14 protein-coding genes are annotated in these 18250 nt (G+C 75.1%); 7 read left to right on the forward strand and 7 right to left on the reverse strand.

Going from position 1 to position 18250, the window contains the following annotated elements; translation table 11 throughout:
* The first annotated feature begins 68 nt into the window (after window positions 1–68).
* From IEY96_RS15960 to IEY96_RS15975, 4 genes are all read left to right on the forward strand, one after another.
* On the forward strand, window positions 69–3602 hold the full coding sequence (locus tag IEY96_RS15960; RefSeq protein ID WP_189195583.1) for an ATP-dependent helicase: 3534 nt from the start codon (window positions 69–71) through the stop codon (window positions 3600–3602).
* The gene (locus IEY96_RS15965; RefSeq protein ID WP_189195584.1) at window positions 3599–7036 is read left to right on the forward strand and encodes an ATP-dependent helicase; all 3438 of its coding nucleotides are present in this window, start codon (window positions 3599–3601) and stop codon (window positions 7034–7036) included. The genes IEY96_RS15960 and IEY96_RS15965 overlap by 4 nt, the downstream gene beginning before the upstream one ends.
* A 200-nt stretch (window positions 7037–7236) precedes the next feature.
* On the forward strand, window positions 7237–7440 hold the full coding sequence (gene cspE, locus IEY96_RS15970) for a transcription antiterminator/RNA stability regulator CspE (protein WP_013288421.1): 204 nt from the start codon (window positions 7237–7239) through the stop codon (window positions 7438–7440).
* A 213-nt stretch (window positions 7441–7653) separates the two neighbouring features.
* On the forward strand, window positions 7654–8916 hold the full coding sequence (locus tag IEY96_RS15975) for a DEAD/DEAH box helicase (RefSeq protein ID WP_189195585.1): 1263 nt from the start codon (window positions 7654–7656) through the stop codon (window positions 8914–8916).
* A 121-nt stretch (window positions 8917–9037) separates the two neighbouring features.
* Here the strand turns inward: IEY96_RS15975 and IEY96_RS15980 are convergent, their stop codons facing one another.
* Genes IEY96_RS15980 through IEY96_RS15995 form a run of 4 tightly spaced genes read right to left on the reverse strand, consistent with a single transcriptional unit; the run spans window position 9038 to window position 12203 of the window.
* Window positions 9038–9481: an RrF2 family transcriptional regulator gene (locus tag IEY96_RS15980; RefSeq protein WP_189195586.1), complete on the reverse strand. Its 444-nt coding sequence runs from the start codon at window positions 9479–9481 to the stop codon at window positions 9038–9040.
* A gap of 4 nt (window positions 9482–9485) precedes the next feature.
* Complete coding sequence (locus IEY96_RS15985; RefSeq protein WP_189195587.1) at window positions 9486–10373, reverse strand: ABC transporter permease; 888 nt, start codon at window positions 10371–10373, stop codon at window positions 9486–9488.
* The gene (locus tag IEY96_RS15990) at window positions 10363–11142 is read right to left on the reverse strand and encodes an ABC transporter ATP-binding protein (protein ID WP_189195588.1); all 780 of its coding nucleotides are present in this window, start codon (window positions 11140–11142) and stop codon (window positions 10363–10365) included. Before IEY96_RS15990 ends, IEY96_RS15985 begins: the two co-directional genes overlap by 11 nt.
* Window positions 11139–12203 (reverse strand): ABC transporter substrate-binding protein, encoded by a 1065-nt coding sequence (locus IEY96_RS15995; protein ID WP_189195589.1) that lies wholly within the window; start codon window positions 12201–12203, stop codon window positions 11139–11141. The genes IEY96_RS15990 and IEY96_RS15995 overlap by 4 nt, the downstream gene beginning before the upstream one ends.
* Window positions 12204–12432: 229 nt before the next feature.
* Here IEY96_RS15995 and IEY96_RS16000 point away from each other — a divergent pair, with 229 nt between their 5' ends.
* From IEY96_RS16000 to nudC, 3 genes are all read left to right on the forward strand, one after another.
* Complete coding sequence (locus IEY96_RS16000; protein ID WP_189195590.1) at window positions 12433–13743, forward strand: M16 family metallopeptidase; 1311 nt, start codon at window positions 12433–12435, stop codon at window positions 13741–13743.
* Window positions 13740–15074 (forward strand): M16 family metallopeptidase, encoded by a 1335-nt coding sequence (locus tag IEY96_RS16005; RefSeq protein ID WP_189195591.1) that lies wholly within the window; start codon window positions 13740–13742, stop codon window positions 15072–15074. Before IEY96_RS16000 ends, IEY96_RS16005 begins: the two co-directional genes overlap by 4 nt.
* Window positions 15075–15194: 120 nt before the next feature.
* Window positions 15195–16142 (forward strand): NAD(+) diphosphatase, encoded by a 948-nt coding sequence (gene nudC / locus IEY96_RS16010; protein WP_189195592.1) that lies wholly within the window; start codon window positions 15195–15197, stop codon window positions 16140–16142.
* 215 nt (window positions 16143–16357) lie between these two features.
* On the opposite strand, the gene IEY96_RS16015 is transcribed toward nudC, so the two are convergent.
* From IEY96_RS16015 to IEY96_RS16025, 3 genes are all read right to left on the reverse strand, one after another.
* Complete coding sequence (locus tag IEY96_RS16015; RefSeq protein ID WP_189195593.1) at window positions 16358–16627, reverse strand: hypothetical protein; 270 nt, start codon at window positions 16625–16627, stop codon at window positions 16358–16360.
* A gap of 211 nt (window positions 16628–16838) precedes the next feature.
* A complete protein-coding gene (locus tag IEY96_RS16020) occupies window positions 16839–17069 on the reverse strand; it encodes a DUF397 domain-containing protein (protein ID WP_189195594.1) in 231 nt (76 codons plus the stop codon).
* A 70-nt stretch (window positions 17070–17139) separates the two neighbouring features.
* On the reverse strand, window positions 17140–18120 hold the full coding sequence (locus tag IEY96_RS16025; RefSeq protein ID WP_189195595.1) for a helix-turn-helix domain-containing protein: 981 nt from the start codon (window positions 18118–18120) through the stop codon (window positions 17140–17142).
* Window positions 18121–18250 lie beyond the last annotated feature (130 nt).

Consider the following 18250-nt stretch of genomic DNA (forward strand, 5'->3'; position numbering starts at 1 on the left):
GTGAGCTGGGGGTGCGGGGGTACGCGGCGGGTTTCCCGGTGTCGTACCGGCGTGGTGGGATGTCGGGGATGCAGGCGTATCGGCTGGTGCGCCGGGCCGGTGGGGTGGGGACGGGGGTCGCCCACGCCACCGGGGCGGGGCAGGGGGGTGGTCGGTCCGGTGGGCCGGCCAGGACGGAGCCGCGATCCGGGGGGTCCGCGGGCGATGCCGCGCACCCGCCGCCGCGCCGGCCGGATCCGGTGCAGGCCGAGGTCGTCGCGCACACCGACGGGCCGATGCTGGTCGTCGGCGGCCCCGGCACCGGCAAGACCGACACCCTGGTCGAGGCGGTCGCCGCCCGGGTGGCCGAGGGCGTCGACCCGGAGCACGTCCTGGTGCTCACCTTCGGCCGGCGGGGCGCCACCGACCTGCGCCACCGGATCGAGGCGCGGATCGCCGGCGACGGCCACCGCGTGGTCCGCGAGCCGCTGGTCCGCACCTTCCCGGCGTACGCCTTCGGGCTGCTCCGCCGGGCCGCCGCCGAGCGCGGCGAACCCTCGCCCCGGCTGCTCACCGGCCCCGAACAGGACCTGATCATCCGCGAGCTGCTCGACGTGGTGGGCGAGGAGCCGGGGGACGACCCGGTCGGGTGGCCGGAGGACCTGCTCCCGGCGCTGCGCACCCGGGCCTTCGCCCAGCAGCTCCGCGACCTGCTCATGCGCGCCGCCGAGCGGGGCGTCGGCCCGGTCGAGCTGGCCCGGCTGGGGGAGAAGCTGGGCCGCGCCGACTGGCCGGCCGCCGCCCGCTTCCTCCGCGAGTACGTGGCCGTCCTCGCCCTGCGCGACGTGAGCAACCGGGGCTCGATCGCGTACGACCCGGCCGAGCTGGTCCGGGCCGCCACCGGCATGCTCCTCGACGACCCGGAGCTGCTGGCCGCCGAGCGCCGACGGCTGGCCCACGTCTACGTCGACGAGCTGGCCGACACCGACCCCGCCCAGCTCGACCTGCTCGCCGTCGTGGCCGGCGGCGGCAAGTCCCTGGTCGCCTTCGCCGACCCGGACTCCTCCACGTACGCCTTCCGCGGCGCCGACCCGGCCGGGGTGACCACCTTCCCGCACCGGTTCCGCACCGCCTCCGGGGCGCCGGCGGCCCAGGTCGCGCTGACCACCTCCTACCGGGCCGGCCCCGAGCTGCTGGCGGCGACCGCCCGGCTGGCCCGCCGGCTGCGCGGCCCGGCGGCGCACCGGCGGCTGCGCCCGCTCCCCGACGCCCCGCCCGGCGCCGTGGAGGTACGCACCTTCCGCTCGGCCACCAGCGAGTCCGCCTGGCTGGCCCACGCGCTGCGCGAGGCGCACCTGCTCGACGGGGTGCCCTGGTCCCGGATGGCGGTGCTGGTCCGCTCCACCGGCCGGCAGCTGCCCTCGCTGCGGCGCGCCCTGCACACCGCCGGGGTGCCGACCGTGGTGCACGGCGAGGACCTGCCGCTGCACCTCCAGCCCGGTGTGGCCCCGCTGCTGCTCCTGCTCCGTTGCGCGCTCGACCCCGACCGGCTCGACGAGGAGTCGGCGGTCGCCCTGCTGCACTCGCCGCTGGGCGGCGCGGACCCGCTCGCCGAGCGGCGGCTGCGCCAGGGGCTGCGCGCGCTCGCGCTGGCCGCTGGCGACCGCCGCCCCTCCGGCGAGCTGATCGTCGAGGCGCTGCGCGACCCGGCCGAGCTGGCCACCGTCGAGCGGCGCTGGGCCGCCCCGGCACAGGCCGTGGCGCACCTGCTGGAGACGGCCCGGCAGGCCGCCGCCACCCCCGGCGCGACCGCCGAGGACGTGCTCTGGGCGGTGTGGCGGGAGAGCGGCCTGGCCGAGCGCTGGGCCGGGGCGATCACCCGGGGCCGGGCGGCCACCGGGGAGCACGAGACCGCGCAGCGCTGGCGGGCCGAGGCCGCCGACCGCGACCTCGACGCGGTCATGGTGCTCTTCGACGCGGCGGCCCGGTTCACCGACCGGCTGCCCGGCGCGCGCACCGAGGTCTTCCTCGACCACGTGCTCGGTCAGGAGCTGCCGGCCGACACGCTCGCCGCCAGCGCCGACCGGGGCGAGGCCGTCCGCCTGCTCACCGCGCACGCCGCCAAGGGCCTGGAGTGGGACCTGGTCGTCGTCGCCGGGGTGCAGGAGGGCGTCTGGCCGGACCTGCGGCTGCGCGGCAGCCTGCTCGGCTCGGAGCGGCTGGTCGACGTGCTGGCCGGGCGGGCCGACGGCGCCGGGCTGCGGGCCAGCCTGGTCGGGCAGACCTCGGCGCTGCTGGACGAGGAGCGCCGGCTGTTCCACGTCGCCGTCAGCCGGGCCCGGCGCCGGCTGCTGGTCACCGCGGTCGCCTCGGCGGCGGTGGGCGGCGACGACCACGAGGAGCAGCCGAGCCGCTTCCTGCACGAGCTGGCCGCCACCGACCCGCCCGCCGTCGGCGGAGGCGGCACCACCCCACCCGGCCCGGACCCGGGCCCGCGCCCGAGCGGCCCGGCCGGCGGCAACCCGGCCGGCGACGGTGCCGCGCTGGCCGTGCCGGGGGCGTCGGACGGGCCGGTGCCGGCCGGGGACGAGGACCCGCAGGACGGGACGCCGGGCGCGCTGCCGGTCACCCTGCCGCCGCGCGGGCTCACCCTGTCGGCGCTGGTGGCGGAGCTGCGTACCGCGGTCACCGACCCGGCCGCGCCGGTCACCCGGCGGCGCGCGGCGGCGGCCGAGCTGGCCCGGCTGGCCGCCGCCGGGGTGCCCGGCGCGCACCCGGACGACTGGTGGGGACTGCGCGGCCTCTCCGACGACCGGCCGCTGGTCGACGAGGGCGAGCCGGTGAAGGTCACCCCGTCGGCCATGGAGAGCGCGCTCCGGTGCAGCCTGCGCTGGCTGCTGGAACGGCACGGCGGCAGCGCCCCGGCCAGCGCGGCGCAGGGCGTCGGCAACCTGGTGCACGCCGCCGCCATGCTGGCCGAGGACGCCAGCGTCGACCGGACCGCCCTGCTGGAGTACGTGGCCGCCCGGTTCGACGCCATCGAGCTGGCCGCCCGCTGGATGGTCGGCCCGGAACGGGCCCGCGCCGAGGCCATGGTGGACAAGCTGCTGCGCTGGCTGGCCGGCAACCCGCGGCGGCTGCTCGCCATCGAGCACGAGTTCGCGGTCCGCCTCGACGACCCGCGCCGGCCGGTCGAGCTGACCGGCCGGGTCGACCGGCTGGAGGTCGACGCCGAGGGGCGGCTCGTGGTCATCGACCTGAAGACCGGCAAGTCCACCGCGGTGACCGAGCGGGAGGTGGCCGAGCACCCGCAGCTCGGCGCCTACCAGGCGGCCGTGGAGGCGGGGGCGTTCGCCGAGTTCGGCGAGGAGTCCGGGGGCGCCGCGCTGGTGCAGCTCGGCACCGGCGCCAGGGACGCCAAGGAGCAGGCGCAGGCGGCCGCCGGGGAGGGTCCCGAGGCCGGCTGGGCCACCGCGCTGGTCCGGCGCACCGCCGACACGATGGCCGCCGCCACCTTCGCCGCCGTCGCCAACTCGAAGTGCCGGGTCTGCCCGGTGCGGACGAGCTGCCCGGTCTCCGGGCAGGGACGCCAGGTCGTCGAACCGCCCACGGAGCACCCATGACGACCCAGCCGACACTGTTCAGCACCACCGCCACCCCGGCGCCCCGGACCGCCGACGCCGGCCCCCGCTACACCCCGGTCGAGCTGGCCAAACTGCTCCGGCTGCCGGCGCCCACCCGGGAACAGGCGGCGATCATCGCCGCGCCGGTGGAGCCGCTGCTGGTGGTGGCGGGTGCCGGCTCCGGCAAGACCGAGACGATGGCCGCCCGGGTGGTCTGGCTGGTCGCCAACTCCTACGTCCGCCCCGAGCAGATCCTCGGCCTCACCTTCACCCGCAAGGCGGCCGGCGAGCTGGCGCACCGGGTACGCACCCGGCTCGACCAGCTCATCCGGCGGCTCGGCCGGCAGGGCCGGGACCCGCACGAGGACCCCCTCGCGGGCGAGCCGACGGTCTCCACCTACCACTCGTACGCGGGCCGCATCGTCACCGAGCACGGGCTGCGCGCCGGCTACGAGCCGACCACCCGGCTGCTCACCGAGGCGTCCCGCTGGCAGCTCGTCGACCTGCTGGTGCGCAACTACGACGGCGACATGTCCGAGGTGGACCGGATGCCGTCCACCATCACCGACGCGGTGCTCGCCCTGGCCGGCGAGCTGGACGAGCACCTGGTCGACCCGGACGAGCTGGCCGCCTGGACCGGCCGGTTCTTCGCCGAGGTGCAGTCCCGCCCCGGCCGGGTCTACGCCGACGTGCGCAAGGCCCTCCAGCTCCAGCAGACCCGGCTGAAGCTGCTCCCGCTGGTCCGCGCGTACGGCCGGCGCAAGGACGACTTCGAGGCCATGGACTTCGCCGACCAGTTGGCCCGGGCCGCCCGGGTGGCCCGCGACCACCCCGGCGTCGGGGTGATCGAGCGGGACCGGTTCCGGGTGGTGCTGCTCGACGAGTACCAGGACACCAGCCACGCCCAGGTGGTGCTGCTCAACGCGCTCTTCGGCGGCGGCCATCCGGTCACCGCGGTCGGCGACCCCTGCCAGTCCATCTACGGCTGGCGGGGGGCCAGCGCCGGCACGCTCGACCGGTTCCCCACCGAGTTCGCCCGCACCGACGGCGCCCCCGCCGAGGTGCTCGGCCTCACCACGAGCTGGCGCAACCGGCCGGAGATCCTCGGCGTCGCCAACGCGCTGTCGGTGCCGTTGCGGGCGGCCGGCGCCCGGGTGCCCGAACTGCGCGCCGCGCTCAGCGTCCGTGACCCGATCCCGCACCGCAGCCCAGGCGGGCAGGCCGCGGGCACCGTGCACTGCGCGCTGCTGGAGACGTACGCCGACGAGGCCGACTGGATCGCCGACAGCGTGCTGGCCGCCTGGCGCGGCGCGGCCGGGATGCCGGACGCGCTGCCCGAGCACATCCCGGCGCACCGGCGCCCCACCACCGCCGTGCTGGTCCGGCTGCGCAGCCAGATCCCGGCGATCGAGGCGGCGCTGCGCGCCCGCGGGCTGCCGGTCGACGTGGTCGGCCTGGGCGGGCTGCTGGACACCCCCGAGGTCCGGGACGTGGTCTGCACGCTGCGGGTGCTCGCCGACCCGACCGACGGGGCGGCGCTGCTGCGGCTGCTCACCGGCGCGCGCTGGCGGATCGGGCCGCGCGACCTGGTCGCCCTGCACCGGCGGGCCCGGGCCATCGCGCGGGCACGGCGGGAGGTGACCGGCGACGACGGGCCGGAGATCACCGTGGACGCGCTGGACGAGGCCACCCTCGTCGAGGCGCTGGCCGACCTGGGGCCGGCGCAGGCGTACTCGGCGGAGGGGTACGCCCGGCTGCGGTCGTACGGGATGGAGCTGGCGCTGCTGCGCTACCGGCTGGACCAGTCCCTGCCGGAGCTGATCGCGGACATCGAGCGGACCATCGGCCTGGACGTGGAGGTGGCGGTCCGGGCCGGCCGGGACGGCGCCGGTGACGCCGGGCTGGCCCGCGCCCACCTGGACGCGCTCGGCGACGTCGCGGCCCGGTTCAGCGGCGAGACCCCCGGCGCCACGCTGGCCGGGTTCCTCGCCTACCTGGCCGCCGCCGAGGACGAGGAGCGCGGCCTCACCCCGGGCGAGGTCGAGGTGGTGGAAGGCGCGGTGCAGATCCTCACCGCCCACGCCGCCAAGGGCCTGGAGTGGGACGTGGTGTCGGTCGCGGGGCTGACCCGGGGTGTCTGGCCGGGGCCGGTGCGCAACTCCGACCACTGGCTGGGCGGGCTCGGCGTGCTGCCGTTCCCGCTGCGAGGCGACGCGGACGGGCTGCCCGAGCTGGGCCTTTCCGGGGCGGAGGACCAGCGCGGGGTGGCCCGGGCCGTGGAGGACTTCACCGACGCCTGGCGGGCGCACGACGAGCGGGAGGAGCGCCGGCTGGCGTACGTGGCGGTGACCCGGCCCCGCCGGCTGCTGCTCTGCTCGGGCTACTGGTGGGGGGAGGGGACGAAGCGGTTCCGCGGCCCCTCGGTCTTCCTCCGCGAGGTGCACGACGCCTGCCTGGCCGGCGGGGACGGCCACCTGGTCGACGCCTGGGCGCCCGAGCCGGCCGGGGACGCGCTGAACCCGACCACCGAGACGGTGCTGCGGGCCGAGTGGCCGGCCGACCCGCTCGGCGCCCGCCGCCCGGCGCTGGCCGAGGCGGCCGCCCTGGTCCGCCGCTGCCTGGCCGACCCCGAGGCGGCCCGCCGCGAGGAGGCCCTGCTGGCCGCCGGCCCGGAGCCCGTCGAGGATGCTGAGCACGCCGAGCCCGTCGAGGACGCCGAGGTGGCCCGCTGGCGGCGGGAGGCCGACCTCCTCCTCGCCGAACGGGCCGAGCTGGCCCGGCGGGCCGAGGCGGTCGAGGTGGAGCTGCCCGGGCACCTGTCGGTGACCCAGCTCGTGGCGCTGCGCCGCGACCCGGAGGCCCTGGCCCGGACGCTGCGCCGCCCGATGCCCACCGAGCCCAACCCGTACGCCCGGCGGGGCACCGCCTTCCACACCTGGCTGGAGCAGCGCTTCGGCGCCGACCGGCTGCTCGACGTGGACGAGCTGCCCGGCGCGGCCGACGACGACGCCGCCCCGGACGAGGCGCTCACCGAACTCCAGGAGCGCTTCCTGGCCAGCGAGTGGGCCGACCGGGTGCCGGTGGAGGTGGAGGTGCCCTTCGCCACAGTGATCGCCGGGGTGGTGGTCCGGGGCCGGATGGACGCCGTCTTCGCCCGCCCCGGCGGCCGCTACGACGTGGTCGACTGGAAGACCGGCCGGCAGCCCACCGGGCGGGAGGCCGACGCCGCCGCCGTGCAGCTCGCCGTCTACCGGCTGGCCTGGGCGGAGCTGGCCGGGGTGCCGGTCGACCGGGTCGGGGCCGCCTTCCACTACGTCCGGGACGGGGTGACCGTCCGCCCGGCCGACCTGCTCGACGCGGCGGGGCTGACCGCGCTCGTCGCCGCGGTACCGGAATTTCCGGCAGAGGGCGCGGCGTTGCAGAGATCGTGGTAGGTTAGGCGCGTTGCAGTTTTGGTTTCCAGAGACTCTGTGTGCGCCTGGCGGATTGTGGCCCCAGGCGCTCTTTGTTGTGTCCGGAGTTCTCCGGGCGGGGCGACCAGCAGCGACAGGTACACCGTGCACACGCGTGCGGTGTGCTCCCTTCGGTCCGCAACAGGTGCGGGTCCGAACGTTCCGTCAAGGAGACGAAACAAATGGCAATTGGCACCGTCAAGTGGTTCAACGCTGACAAGGGCTTCGGCTTCATCACCCCGGACGACGGCGGCGCCGACGTCTTCGCCCACTTCTCGGCGATCCAGACCTCCGGCTACCGGAGCCTGGACGAGAACCAGCGGGTCGAGTTCGAGGTGACCCAGGGCCAGAAGGGCCCGCAGGCGGAGAACATCCGTCCGCTCTGATCTTCGGATCATCCGGTAACACCCATCGCGCCCCCCGGGCGCGGTGACGGGCCGGTCCGCTGCGCCGCCCACCCCGCTCCGCGGGACGTGGCGTGCTGCGGCGGGCCGGCCCGTACCTTTTCGGTTCGTGCTTGTGACCACCGGTGACGCCGGTGACGCGCCGCTCCGCGGCGCCCTTCCTCGACACGTGCCGCGTCGAGGAAGGCTTTTCGCATGACCATGACCATTCCCACCTTCGCCGCCACCGGCCTGGCCCCGGAGCTGGTCGCCGAGCTGGCCGCGCAGGGCATCACCGAGCCGTTCCCGATCCAGGCGGCGACCCTGCCGGACTCGCTGGCCGGCCGCGACGTGCTCGGCCGCGGGCGCACCGGCTCGGGCAAGACGCTCGCCTTCGGGCTGCCGCTGCTGCACCGCACGGCCGGTCGCCGGGCCCGCCCCGGCCGCCCCCTGGCGCTGGTGCTGGTGCCCACCCGCGAGCTGGCCCAGCAGGTCACCGAGGCGCTCACCCCGTACGCCCGCGCGCTCGGGCTGCGCTGCGCCACCGTGGTCGGTGGGCTCTCCCTCCAGCGGCAGGCGGACGCGCTGCGCGCCGGCGCCGAGGTGCTGGTCGCCACCCCGGGCCGGCTGCACGACCTGATCGACCGGCGCGACGCCCGGCTCGACCAGGTGGCCGTCACCGTGCTCGACGAGGCCGACCAGATGGCCGACATGGGCTTCCTGCCGCAGGTGACGAAGCTGCTGGAGCAGGTCGACCCGAACGGCCAGCGGATGCTCTTCTCGGCCACCCTGGACGGCGGCGTCGACCGGCTGGTCCGCCGCTTCCTGAGCAACCCCGTGTCGCACTCCGTCGACCCGGGCACCGCCACGGTGACCGCGATGACCCACCACGTGCTGCACGTCGAGGCGGACGACAAGCCGGCCGCGCTGGCCCACATCGCCGCCCGCGAGGGCCGCACCATCCTGTTCATGGCCACCAAGCACCGCGCCGACCGGGTCGCCCGCCAACTGCTCGCCAAGGGCGTACGCGCCGCCGCGCTGCACGGCGGCAAGAGCCAGCCGCAGCGCACCCGGATCCTGGAGCAGTTCCGCACCGGCCACGTCACCGCGCTGGTGGCCACCGACGTGGCGGCCCGCGGCATCCACGTGGACGGGCTGGACCTGGTGGTCAACGCCGACCCGCCGACCGAGGCGAAGGACTACCTGCACCGCGGCGGCCGGACCGCCCGCGCGGGGGAGTCCGGCACCGTGGTCACCCTCGTCCTGCCGGAGCAGCGCCGGGACGTCTCCCGGCTGATGACCGTCGCCGGCATCACCCCGCACACCGTCCGGGTACGCGCCGGCGACGAGGAACTGGCCCGCGTCACCGGCGCGCGCCAGCCCACCGGCGTCCCGGTCACCCTCACCCCGCCGGCCGCGCCGCACCCCACCGCGGCCTCGCGGCCGTCCCGGTCCCGCCGCCCGCGGCGCCGGGGCTGATCCGTCCTCTTTGACAAGGCGAGCGGCGGTGCCCGGCGTGCCGGGACACCGCCGCTCGCCACGTCAGGAGTCGATCGCGACCGGGCCACGTGCACCCGCGGCCCGACCCCGCCGACGGTGGTCAGGACGCCGCGGCGCGATCCGCCAACAGGTCGGCCAGGGTGGTCCGGTCGACCACCAGGGCGATGGCGCCGTCCACCGCCAGCCAGACGTCCCGCAGCCCGGCGGCCACCCCGTGGTAGCCGGCGTGGTCGGCGGGCATGCCCCGGACACTGGTCAGCGCGCCGCCCACCGCCCGCAGCACGTCACCCACACTGATCTCGGCGGCCGGGCGGGTGAGCGCGTACCCGCCCTCGGTGCCGCGGTGGCTGTGCAGCAGCCCGGCCCGGCGCAGGTCGAGCAGGATGCTCTGAAGAAAGCTGAGCGGGATGTCCTGGCGCTCGGCCAGGCTCGCCGCCTTGACCAGCTCGCCGCCCCCGTACCCCCCGTCGCCGGTGGACCCGGCGGCGTCGGCGACGGCGAGCATGGCCCGGAGCGCGTAGTCGGCGCGCGCGGAGACGTACACGGCCTCAGTTGCCGGCCTGGTCCAGCACGCCCCAGCGGCGGCGGATCGCCTTGTCGGCCGCGCCGAACGCGGCGTCCACCAGCAGGCCCACCACCAGGATGACGATCATGATGGCCATCAGCCGGGGCGCCTCGCTCAGCTCCCGGGCGTAGGTCAGCTGCGCGCCGATCGACGTCCGGGTGGCGATGACCACCAGCAGTTCGCCGGCCATCAGGCTGCGCCAGGCGAACGCCCAGCCCTGCTTGAGCCCGGCCACGATGGCCGGCAGCGCGGCCGGCGCGATCACGTACCGGTACAGGTTGAGCCCTCGGGCGCCGAGGTTGCGGCCGGCCCGGACCAGCAGCGGCGGCACGTAGTCGACGCCGTGGATGACGCCGTTGGCCACCGAGGGCGCCGCGCCGAGCACCACCACGAAGAAGATGGCCTGCTCGCTGAGCTGGAAGAGCAGGATGGCCAGCGGGAACCAGGCGATCGACGGCATGGTCTGCAACGCCGTGATCATCGAGCCGAGCGCGGCACGGAGCACCTTCACCCGGGCCACCGCGAGGCCGAGCAGCAGGCCGACCGCAACCGCGGCGGCGAAGCCCACGGCGGCCCGCCGGGCGGTGGTGGCCAGACCGTGCCAGAGCGCCGGGCTGGCCAGGTAGTGGCCGAGGTCCTCGAAGACCACCACGGGCCCGGGCAGCGCCCACGGGTCCTTCCAGCCGGTCCAGACCACGGCCTGCCAGAGCGCGACGGCCAGGGCCAGCGCGGCCAGCTTGGGCCAGGTGGCCGACCAGACCTGGCGGAGCCGGGACGGCGCCTTCTCCCGGCCGGCGATCTCCAGGGCGTCGAGGCCGGAGATCTCCGCGTCGGTACGCGGCGACCCGGCGGCGAGCGTGTCACTGGCCATGGCGGCCCACCTCCGTACGCAGCCGGTCGGTGACCTCGGCGGCGATGGCCGCGATCTCCGGCGAGTCGATCCGCCGGGGTCGCGGCACGTCGACCTCGGTGGAGTAGATGATCCGGCCGGGCCGGCTGGAGAGCAGGATGATCCGGTCGGCGAGCCGGGCCGCCTCGCGGACGTTGTGGGTCACGAAGATCACGGTGAGCTTCCGCTCGGACCAGATCCGCTCCAGCTCGTCGTGCAGGATGTCCCGGGTCATCGCGTCGAGCGCACCGAACGGCTCGTCCATGAGCAGCACCGGGGTGTCCAGAGCGAGGGTGCGGGCCAGCGCGACCCGCTGCCGCATGCCGCCGGAGAGCTGGTGCGGGCGCTTGCGGGCGAAGTCGGCGAGGTGGACGGTACGCAGCAGCTCGGCGACCCGCGCCCTGCGCTCGTCCCGGGGGAGCCCGCGCAGCTTGAGCGGCACCTCGACGTTGCCCTCGACGGTGAGCCACGGGAAGAGCGCCGACTCCTGGAACATGAGGCCGGGGTTGACCCCCTCGCCCAGCTCGATCCGGCCGCCGCTGATCCGGTCCAGCCCGGCGACCAGGTTGAGCAGGGTGCTCTTGCCGCAGCCGGACGCGCCGACCAGGCAGACGAACTCGCCGGGGGCGACGTCCAGCGACACCCCGTCCAGCGCCAGGACGGCGTGCTCGCCCTGGCCGTACACCTTGGTCACGCCGCGCAGCGCGACCGAGCCGGTCGCGCTGCGCGGGGTCGTCGTGGTCGACGTCACGGCTGGGTGACCTCGGGCTTGCCCTGCGCCTTGAGCACCTCGTTGAGGTACTTCAGGTCGTAGAGGCCGTTGAGGTCGACCGGCTGGGTCAGCTCGACGGCGACGGCGTGGTCCAGGCCGGTCTTCAGCGAGGACGCGATCGGGTCGTTGGTGAACTCCAGGGTCGGCCAGGCCTGCTTGATCAGCTTGAGGTCCAGCGGCTTGCCGGTGATCTTGCCGATGTGGTCGGAGATGGCCTGCTGGGCCTCGTCCGGCTTGGTGTTGACGAACTCGTTCGCCGCGACCTGCCCCTCGACCAGCTTCTTCACCACGTCCGGGTGCGCCTTGAGGAACTTGGTGCTGACCAGCAGGTTGGTGATGACGAACTTCTTGTCCGGCCAGAGGTCGCGCTCGTCGACCAGGACCTTGCCGCCGGCGTTGACCAGCCGGGAGACGAAGGGCTCGGGCACCCACGCGCCGTCGATGGCGCCGGTGCCGAAGGTCTCGACGGTCTGCGCGTTCTCCTGGGGGACCACCTTGACGTCGCCGCCGCCCTCCTTGGTGGTCTGGAGGCCCTTCTCCTTGAGCCAGTAGCGCAGCGCGACGTCCTGGGTGTTGCCGAGCTGCGGGGTGGCGATCTTCTTGCCGCGCAGCTGCTCCACCGAGGTGATCTCCGGCTTCACCACCAGCGCGACGCCGCCGGACGCGGCGCCGGAGACGACCCGGACCGCCTCGCCCTTGGACTTCGAGAAGGCGTTCACGGTCGGGTTCGGACCGATGTACGTGGCGTCGAGCGCGCCGGAGAAGACCGCCTCGATGGCCGCCGGGCCGGCGTTGAAGGTCTTGGTCTCCAGCGTGACGTCGCTGCCGAGCTTCTCCTTGAAGATGCCCTTCTCCACACCGACCACGGCGGGCGCGTGGGTGATGTTCGGGAAGTAGCCCAGGCGCAGCGTCACCGGGCCGGAGCCACCGGCGGCGTCGTCGCTGTCGTCACCGCAGGCCGCGGTGGCGCCCAGGGTGGCCGCGCCGACCACGGCGAGGGTGGCCAGGGTGACCAGGCGGCGGAAGGGGAGCCGTCTCATCGTGTATCCAATCCGCAGTATTCCTACTTAGTTGGTAGGAAGACTGGGGCAGGCTCTGAGCGGCGTCAAGACCCATCCAGAATCCGGGACGCGCGACCTGGGGATTCTCGCCAATTCCCACCTGTTCGGTGGAGATGGCGACGCCGGTCGGCCCCCGGCCGGCACCGCCGTCCGGTGGGCCCGCGCACACCGCCGGTGCGGGCGCGGCCGACGCGTTAGGGTCGATCACGTGCCGACGCGGAGAGCGAGAATTCCAGCGACGAAATACCCGGTCGAGCGGTTCACCCTCGACAACGGCCTGCGGGTGGTGCTCACCCCCGACCGCAGCGCCCCGGTCATCGGGGTGGCGGTGGTCTACGACGTCGGCATCCGCTCCGAGCCGGAGGGGCGCACCGGCTTCGCCCACCTCTTCGAGCACCTGATGTTCCAGGGCTCGGAGAACCTGGAGAAGCTGGCCCACTTCCGGCACGTCCAGGGCGCCGGCGGCACCTTCAACGGCTCCACCCACCTGGACTACACCGACTACTACGAGACCCTGCCCAGCAACGCGCTGGAGCGGGCGCTCTTCCTGGAGGCCGACCGGATGCGCGGCCCCCGGCTGACCGAGGAGAACCTGCGCAACCAGGTCGACGTGGTCAAGGAGGAGATCCGGGTCAACGTGCTCAACCGGCCGTACGGCGGGTTCCCCTGGCTCACCCTGCCGCCGGTCATGTTCGACACCTTCCCCAATGCGCACGACGGCTACGGCTCCTTCGACGACCTGGAGTCGGCCACCGTCGGCGACGCGGCCGACTTCTTCCGCCGCTACTACGCCAGCGGCAACGCCGTCCTGGCGGTCAGCGGGGACATCGACGTGGCCGAGGCGACCGCGCTGATCGAGCGGCACTTCGGCGACGTGCCGGCCCGGCCCGCCCCGGAGCGCCCCGACTTCGCCGAGCCCGACCTCGCCGCCGAGCGGCGCACCTCGTACACCGACCAGCTGGCCCCGCTGCCGGCGGTGGCCGGCGCGTGGCGGGTGCCCGACCCGGTGACCGACTTCGCCGGCTACCTGCCGTACGTGGTGCTGGCCGAGGTGCTCACCGACGGCGACGCCTCCCGGCTGGTCGAGCGGCTGGTCCAGCGGGACCGCTCGGTCACCAGCCTGGGCGGCTATCTCGGCTTCATGGGCGACCCGTTCGACGTGCGCGACCCCACCGCGCTGCTGCTCCAGGCCCACCTGCCGCCCGGCGGCGACGTGGACAAGGTGCTGCGCACCGTCGACGAGGAGCTGGACCGGCTGGCCACCGACGGGCTGACCGAGGGGGAGCTGGCCCGGACCCAGGCCAGGATGGCCACCCACCTGCTGCGGGACACCGACGCGGTGCTCGGCCGGGCGCTGCGGATGGCCGTCCTGGAACAGCAGCGCGGCGAGCCCGGCCTGCTCAACGAGCTGCCCCGGCTGGTCGGCGAGGTGACCGACGAGCAGGTCCGCACCGCCGCCGCCACCCTGCGGCCGGAGCGCCGCGCGTCCATCGAGGTCATCGCCGGAGGCGCCCGATGACAACCGTCGAAACGGGTACGCGGCCGCTGCCGGCGCTCGGGCCCAACCGCAGGCTCACGCTGCCCAAGCAGGCCGAGCGCACGCTCGGCAACGGGCTCACCGTGATCGCGGTACGCCGCACCGCGATCCCGCTCGTCGAGCTGCGGCTCTGGATGCCGTTCGGGCGTACCCACCTGGCCCGCAGCGGGATGCTGGCGCAGACCCTGCTCTCCGGCACGGAGACGCACACGGCGACCCAGCTCGCCGCGGAGCTGCAGAAGGTCGGCGGCGGGCTCTCCGCGGGCGTCGACCCGGACCGGCTGATGCTCTCCGGTGCGGGCCTGGTCACCGGCCTGGACCGGATGCTGGAGCTGCTCGCCGACGTGCTCACCGGGGCGACCTACCCGGCCGACTGGGTGGAGACCGAACGGGACCGGCTGGTCGACCGCATCCAGGTGGCCCAGAGCCAGCCCGCCCACCTGGCCCGGACCGCGCTGCTCAAGCGGATCTACGGCAGGCACCCGTACGCGGTGCAGACCCCCGAGCCCGACCAGGTGCGCGCGGTGAAGCCGCCGGTGCTGCGCCGGCTGCACGCCGAGCGGGTGCACCCGGCCGGCGCGGTGCTCGTGCTGGTCGGCGACGTGCAGCCGGAGCGGGCGCTGGACGCGGCGGAGCGGGCGCTCTCCGGCTGGCAGGGGGACGGGCAGCCGGCCGAGCTGCCGCCCGCGCCGCCGCTGGAGCCCGGCCCGCTGCTGCTGGTCGACCGGCCCGGCTCGGTGCAGTCCTCGCTGCGGATCGCGCTGCCCGCGGTGCCCCGGACCCACCCCGACCACGCCGCGCTGCAACTGGCCAACCTGGTCTTCGGCGGCTACTTCTCCTCCCGCTGGGTGGAGAACATCCGCGAGGACAAGGGCTACACGTACGGGCCGCACTCGCTGGTCGAGCACTCGGTGGCCGGGTCGGTGCTGGTGGCCGCCGCCGAGGTGGCCACCGAGGTGACCGCGCCCGCCCTGCTGGAGACCATGTACGAGCTGGGCCGGCTGGCCACCGTGCCGCCCAAGCCGGACGAGCTGGAGCAGGCCCGCCAGTACGCGCTCGGCACCCTCCAGCTCGGCATGTCCACCCAGGCCGGGCTGGCCTCGCTGACCAGCGCGTACGCCGGCAACGGACTGCGCCTGGACTTCCTCGCCGAGCACGCCGCCCGGCTGGCCGCGGCGACCGTGGACGACGTGACCGCGGCGGCGGCCCGCTACCTCGCGCCGGCGCAGGCGGTCACCGTGGTGCTCGGCGACGCCGAGCGGGTGGCCGACAGCCTCGCCACGCTCACCCCGGTCCGCACGGAGTCAGCGTGAGCGCGAGGAGCGAGCCGGGGTTGCGAGCCCCGCAGTCGCGAACGAAGGAAGGCACCGCGTGAGCGCGAGGAGTGAGCCGGGGTTGCGAGCCCCGCAGTCGCGAACGAAGGAAGGCACCGCGTGACCGGCGAGCCCGCCCCACCGCTGGCCCGGTCCACGCTCGACCGGGCGGCGCACCGGCGGACCGACCCGGGCTGGCTCGCCGAGGCGTGGGAGCAGGCCCGGGTGCTGGTGCTGGACTCGGCCGATGAGGGCCGGGCCCTGGTCCGCGGCGAGGCGGCCCCGCCGGAGCTGGTGCTGGTCGGCCCCGGCGAGCTGCCCGAGGTGCCCCGGTCGGTGCCGATGTTCCTCGGCATCGAGCCGGACGGCGTGCCGGTCTTCGCGGTGGACTCGCCGTTGCCCGAGCTGGCCGGCACCCGCCGGGTCAACCTGCGCGAGGTCGGCCACCTGCTGACCGACCAGGACGCCGGGATCTTCACCACGGCGCTCGCGCTGCTCAACTGGCACGTCCGGCACGGCTACTCCTCGTCCACCGGGCATCCGACGCAGGTGGACGAGGCCGGCTGGTCCCGGGTCGACCCGGGCGGCGGCCGGATCTGGCCGCGTACCGACCCGGCGATGATCGTGCTGGTGCACGACGGCGTGGACGGCCCGGACGGGCGCTGCCTGCTGGGCAACAACGCCACCTGGCCGAGCACCCCGGGGCAGCGCCGCTACTCCTGCCTGGCCGGTTACGTCGAGCCGGGGGAGTCGGCCGAGGCCGCCGTGCTGCGCGAGGTCCGCGAGGAGGTCGGCGTCGAGGTCGAGGAGATCGGGTACGCGGGCAGCCAGTCCTGGCCGTTCCCCGGCTCGCTGATGCTCGGCTTCCTGGCCCGCGCCGACGCCGACGCGCCGATCCGGGTGGATCCGGCCGAGATCGCCCACGCCCGCTGGTTCACCAGGCGGGAGATCGGCACGGCGCTGGCCGACGAGCCGGTCCGGGTGGAGGGGGGCGACCGCCTGCTCCTCCCGCCGCCCTCGTCGATCGCCCTGTTCCTGGTCCACCGCTGGCTCGACGGCCACTGCTGACCGGCGGGATCACGGGCGCTGGATGTGGTCCCGGCCCGGGACCGTCGTTGCCGCGGCGGTCTGCTGACCGGCGGGATCACGGGCCGGATGCGGTCCCGGCCCGGGACCGTCGTTGCCGCGGCGGTCTCGGGCCGGGAACACGGGCCGTCGTGGTCGGGTGAGGCATGGAACGCGGCGGGGGAGCCGGTCCGGCCACGACGGGCGTCAGTGGCGGGTCAACCGCCGCCCGGGTGGTACAGGTGAGTCGGGTGCAGGTCCGCGATGGGCAGCACCTTGACCCGGTGCCGGCCGGCCCGGACTGCCCCCACCGTGGAGAGAGCCCGGGCGAGCAGCAGGGCGGCGTCCCGGTCCTCGGCGTGGACGACCTGGCGGCGCGGTTCCGGCGCGCTGGTCTCGTCCCGCAGCCGGCCCCCGCCGGCCCAGGCGGCGGCGATGTCGGTGTCGGCGGCGGCACGGATCTCGGTGCGGACGATCAGGAACCGCATGGTGTCCTCCGGTACGGACGGACGGATGCACTCTGCAACTTCCACGTCACTCTTGCGTCATGTTACGCCCGCGCGTCATCCCAGCAAGTGAAACTCGCCTATTGTCCGCGGGCGTCGGCCGATCGGGTGACCCCAGCTCAGCACGGTTGTCGGGGGTGGACACGCAAGGGGCCGCCGGTGTCACACCGGCGGCCCCCGCAACCTCGTCGGATCAGTTCAGGTCGAACTGGCCGTTCTTCGCGCCGGCGATGAAGCCGAGCCAGCCGGCCCGGTTGAACAGCAGCACCGGCCCGCACGGGTCCTTGCTGTCCCGCAGCGCGACCGCCGCCGGCCCGGTGTGCAGCGGCGCCATCTCCACGCAGTTCGAGGTCTGGCTGCGGGTGCTCTTGCGCCAGGCGGCGCCGGCGAGCTGCTCGGGCGAGCTGTTGCGGATCTCGTTCATGGTTCTGCTCCTGGTCTGGAGTGCTCCGATGGGGACGAGTGACGCCGCAGGCCGGACGGGTGTCCGTGGATCACCGGTCCGTCGTCAGGCGCCCCGAGTCGCGGCGGCGCTGGGTCGGCGCCGTTGCCGGCCCGAACGCCACTGTGGACTCGGCTGCCGTGTCGGTCAGCCGTCCCGTCGCCTCGATCAGCCAGGAGAGGGTGTCCGATGCGGAGAGCGCCGCCGAGCATAGCCACTCGAACACCACTTTATAGCGATTTAGGGTGTTTACTTCGGTCGACATGACGTCGGTGAACCCACCTTCGATGGCCAGCGTCTCCGGATCGAGCGGATCGGCGAACCGGTAGACCGAGAAGGCGGTGGGTGGGAGGTACCAGTCGCCCACCCGGGTGTCCCGCAGCAGCAGGTGCAACGTCACGTTCGGCAGCATGGCCAGCTCGCAGAGGTGGACGATCTGCTCGTGCAGCACCTCGGGCGGGCCGGCCCGGCGGCCGAGCGCCGCCTCCTCCAGCACCGCCGTGTAGCGGGGCGCGTCGGGGGAGCGGGTCAGCAGCGACTGGCGGGCCTGCCGGGCGCGTACCTCGGTCTCCGGGTCCTCGGTCTCCTGGTCGCCGCCCTCCTCGGCCACCCGGGCCGCGGACATGATCCGGTGCCGGGCGTACCCGGGGGTCTGCAACAGCCCCGGCACCAGCACCGGGTTGTACTCGGAGATCTCCGCGCACCCCGCCTCCAGTTCGGCGAAGCCGCGCTGCTGCTGGGTCATCACCGGGAAGTTGCGCAGCCAGCCGCGCATGTCGCCGGCCTCCTGGGTGATCCCCAGCAGTTCCTCGCGCAGTTCGCCGTCCGCGCCGTAGAGGGTCAGCAGCACGCCGACGTCGTCGGGGTCGGGGCGGCTGCGGCCGTTCTCCAGGCGGGACAGCTTGGAGGCGGAGGCCCAGCCGATCCGCTCGATGACCTGGTCGCCGGTGAGGCCGGCCTGCTCACGCAGCCGGCGCAGCTCGGTGCCGAGCCTGCGACGGCGCAGGATCGGGCCTGGTGCGGCAGGAGGCACGGTGTCCTCTTTCCCGTCGACCGCCGCAGGACGCGACGGTAACTGTATGAAATTCGCCCCCCACGGTCAGTATGGACGGCGCGACCGGCGCCGGAGGTTCCGGCGGGGGCGTGTCACGCGACAAAAAGAG

The sequence above is a fragment of the Micromonospora fulviviridis genome (assembly GCF_014648395.1).
Classification (GTDB): Bacteria; Actinomycetota; Actinomycetes; order Mycobacteriales; family Micromonosporaceae; genus Micromonospora; species Micromonospora fulviviridis.

Excerpts from the sequence above, each read along its gene's own strand:
- IEY96_RS16020 (WP_189195594.1), bottom strand. The coding sequence starts at position 17,069 with ATGAACGAGATCCGCAACAGCTCGCCCGAGCAGCTCGCCGGCGCCGCC.
- IEY96_RS15965 (WP_189195584.1), top strand. The coding sequence starts at position 3,599 with ATGACGACCCAGCCGACACTGTTCAGCACCACCGCCACCCCGGCGCCC.
- cspE (WP_013288421.1), top strand. The coding sequence starts at position 7,237 with ATGGCAATTGGCACCGTCAAGTGGTTCAACGCTGACAAGGGCTTCGGC.
- IEY96_RS15960 (WP_189195583.1), top strand. The coding sequence starts at position 69 with ATGCAGGCGTATCGGCTGGTGCGCCGGGCCGGTGGGGTGGGGACGGGG.
- IEY96_RS15975 (WP_189195585.1), top strand. The coding sequence starts at position 7,654 with ATGACCATGACCATTCCCACCTTCGCCGCCACCGGCCTGGCCCCGGAG.
- IEY96_RS16015 (WP_189195593.1), bottom strand. The coding sequence starts at position 16,627 with ATGCGGTTCCTGATCGTCCGCACCGAGATCCGTGCCGCCGCCGACACC.
- IEY96_RS16005 (WP_189195591.1), top strand. The coding sequence starts at position 13,740 with ATGACAACCGTCGAAACGGGTACGCGGCCGCTGCCGGCGCTCGGGCCC.
- IEY96_RS15985 (WP_189195587.1), bottom strand. The coding sequence starts at position 10,373 with ATGGCCAGTGACACGCTCGCCGCCGGGTCGCCGCGTACCGACGCGGAG.
- IEY96_RS15995 (WP_189195589.1), bottom strand. The coding sequence starts at position 12,203 with ATGAGACGGCTCCCCTTCCGCCGCCTGGTCACCCTGGCCACCCTCGCC.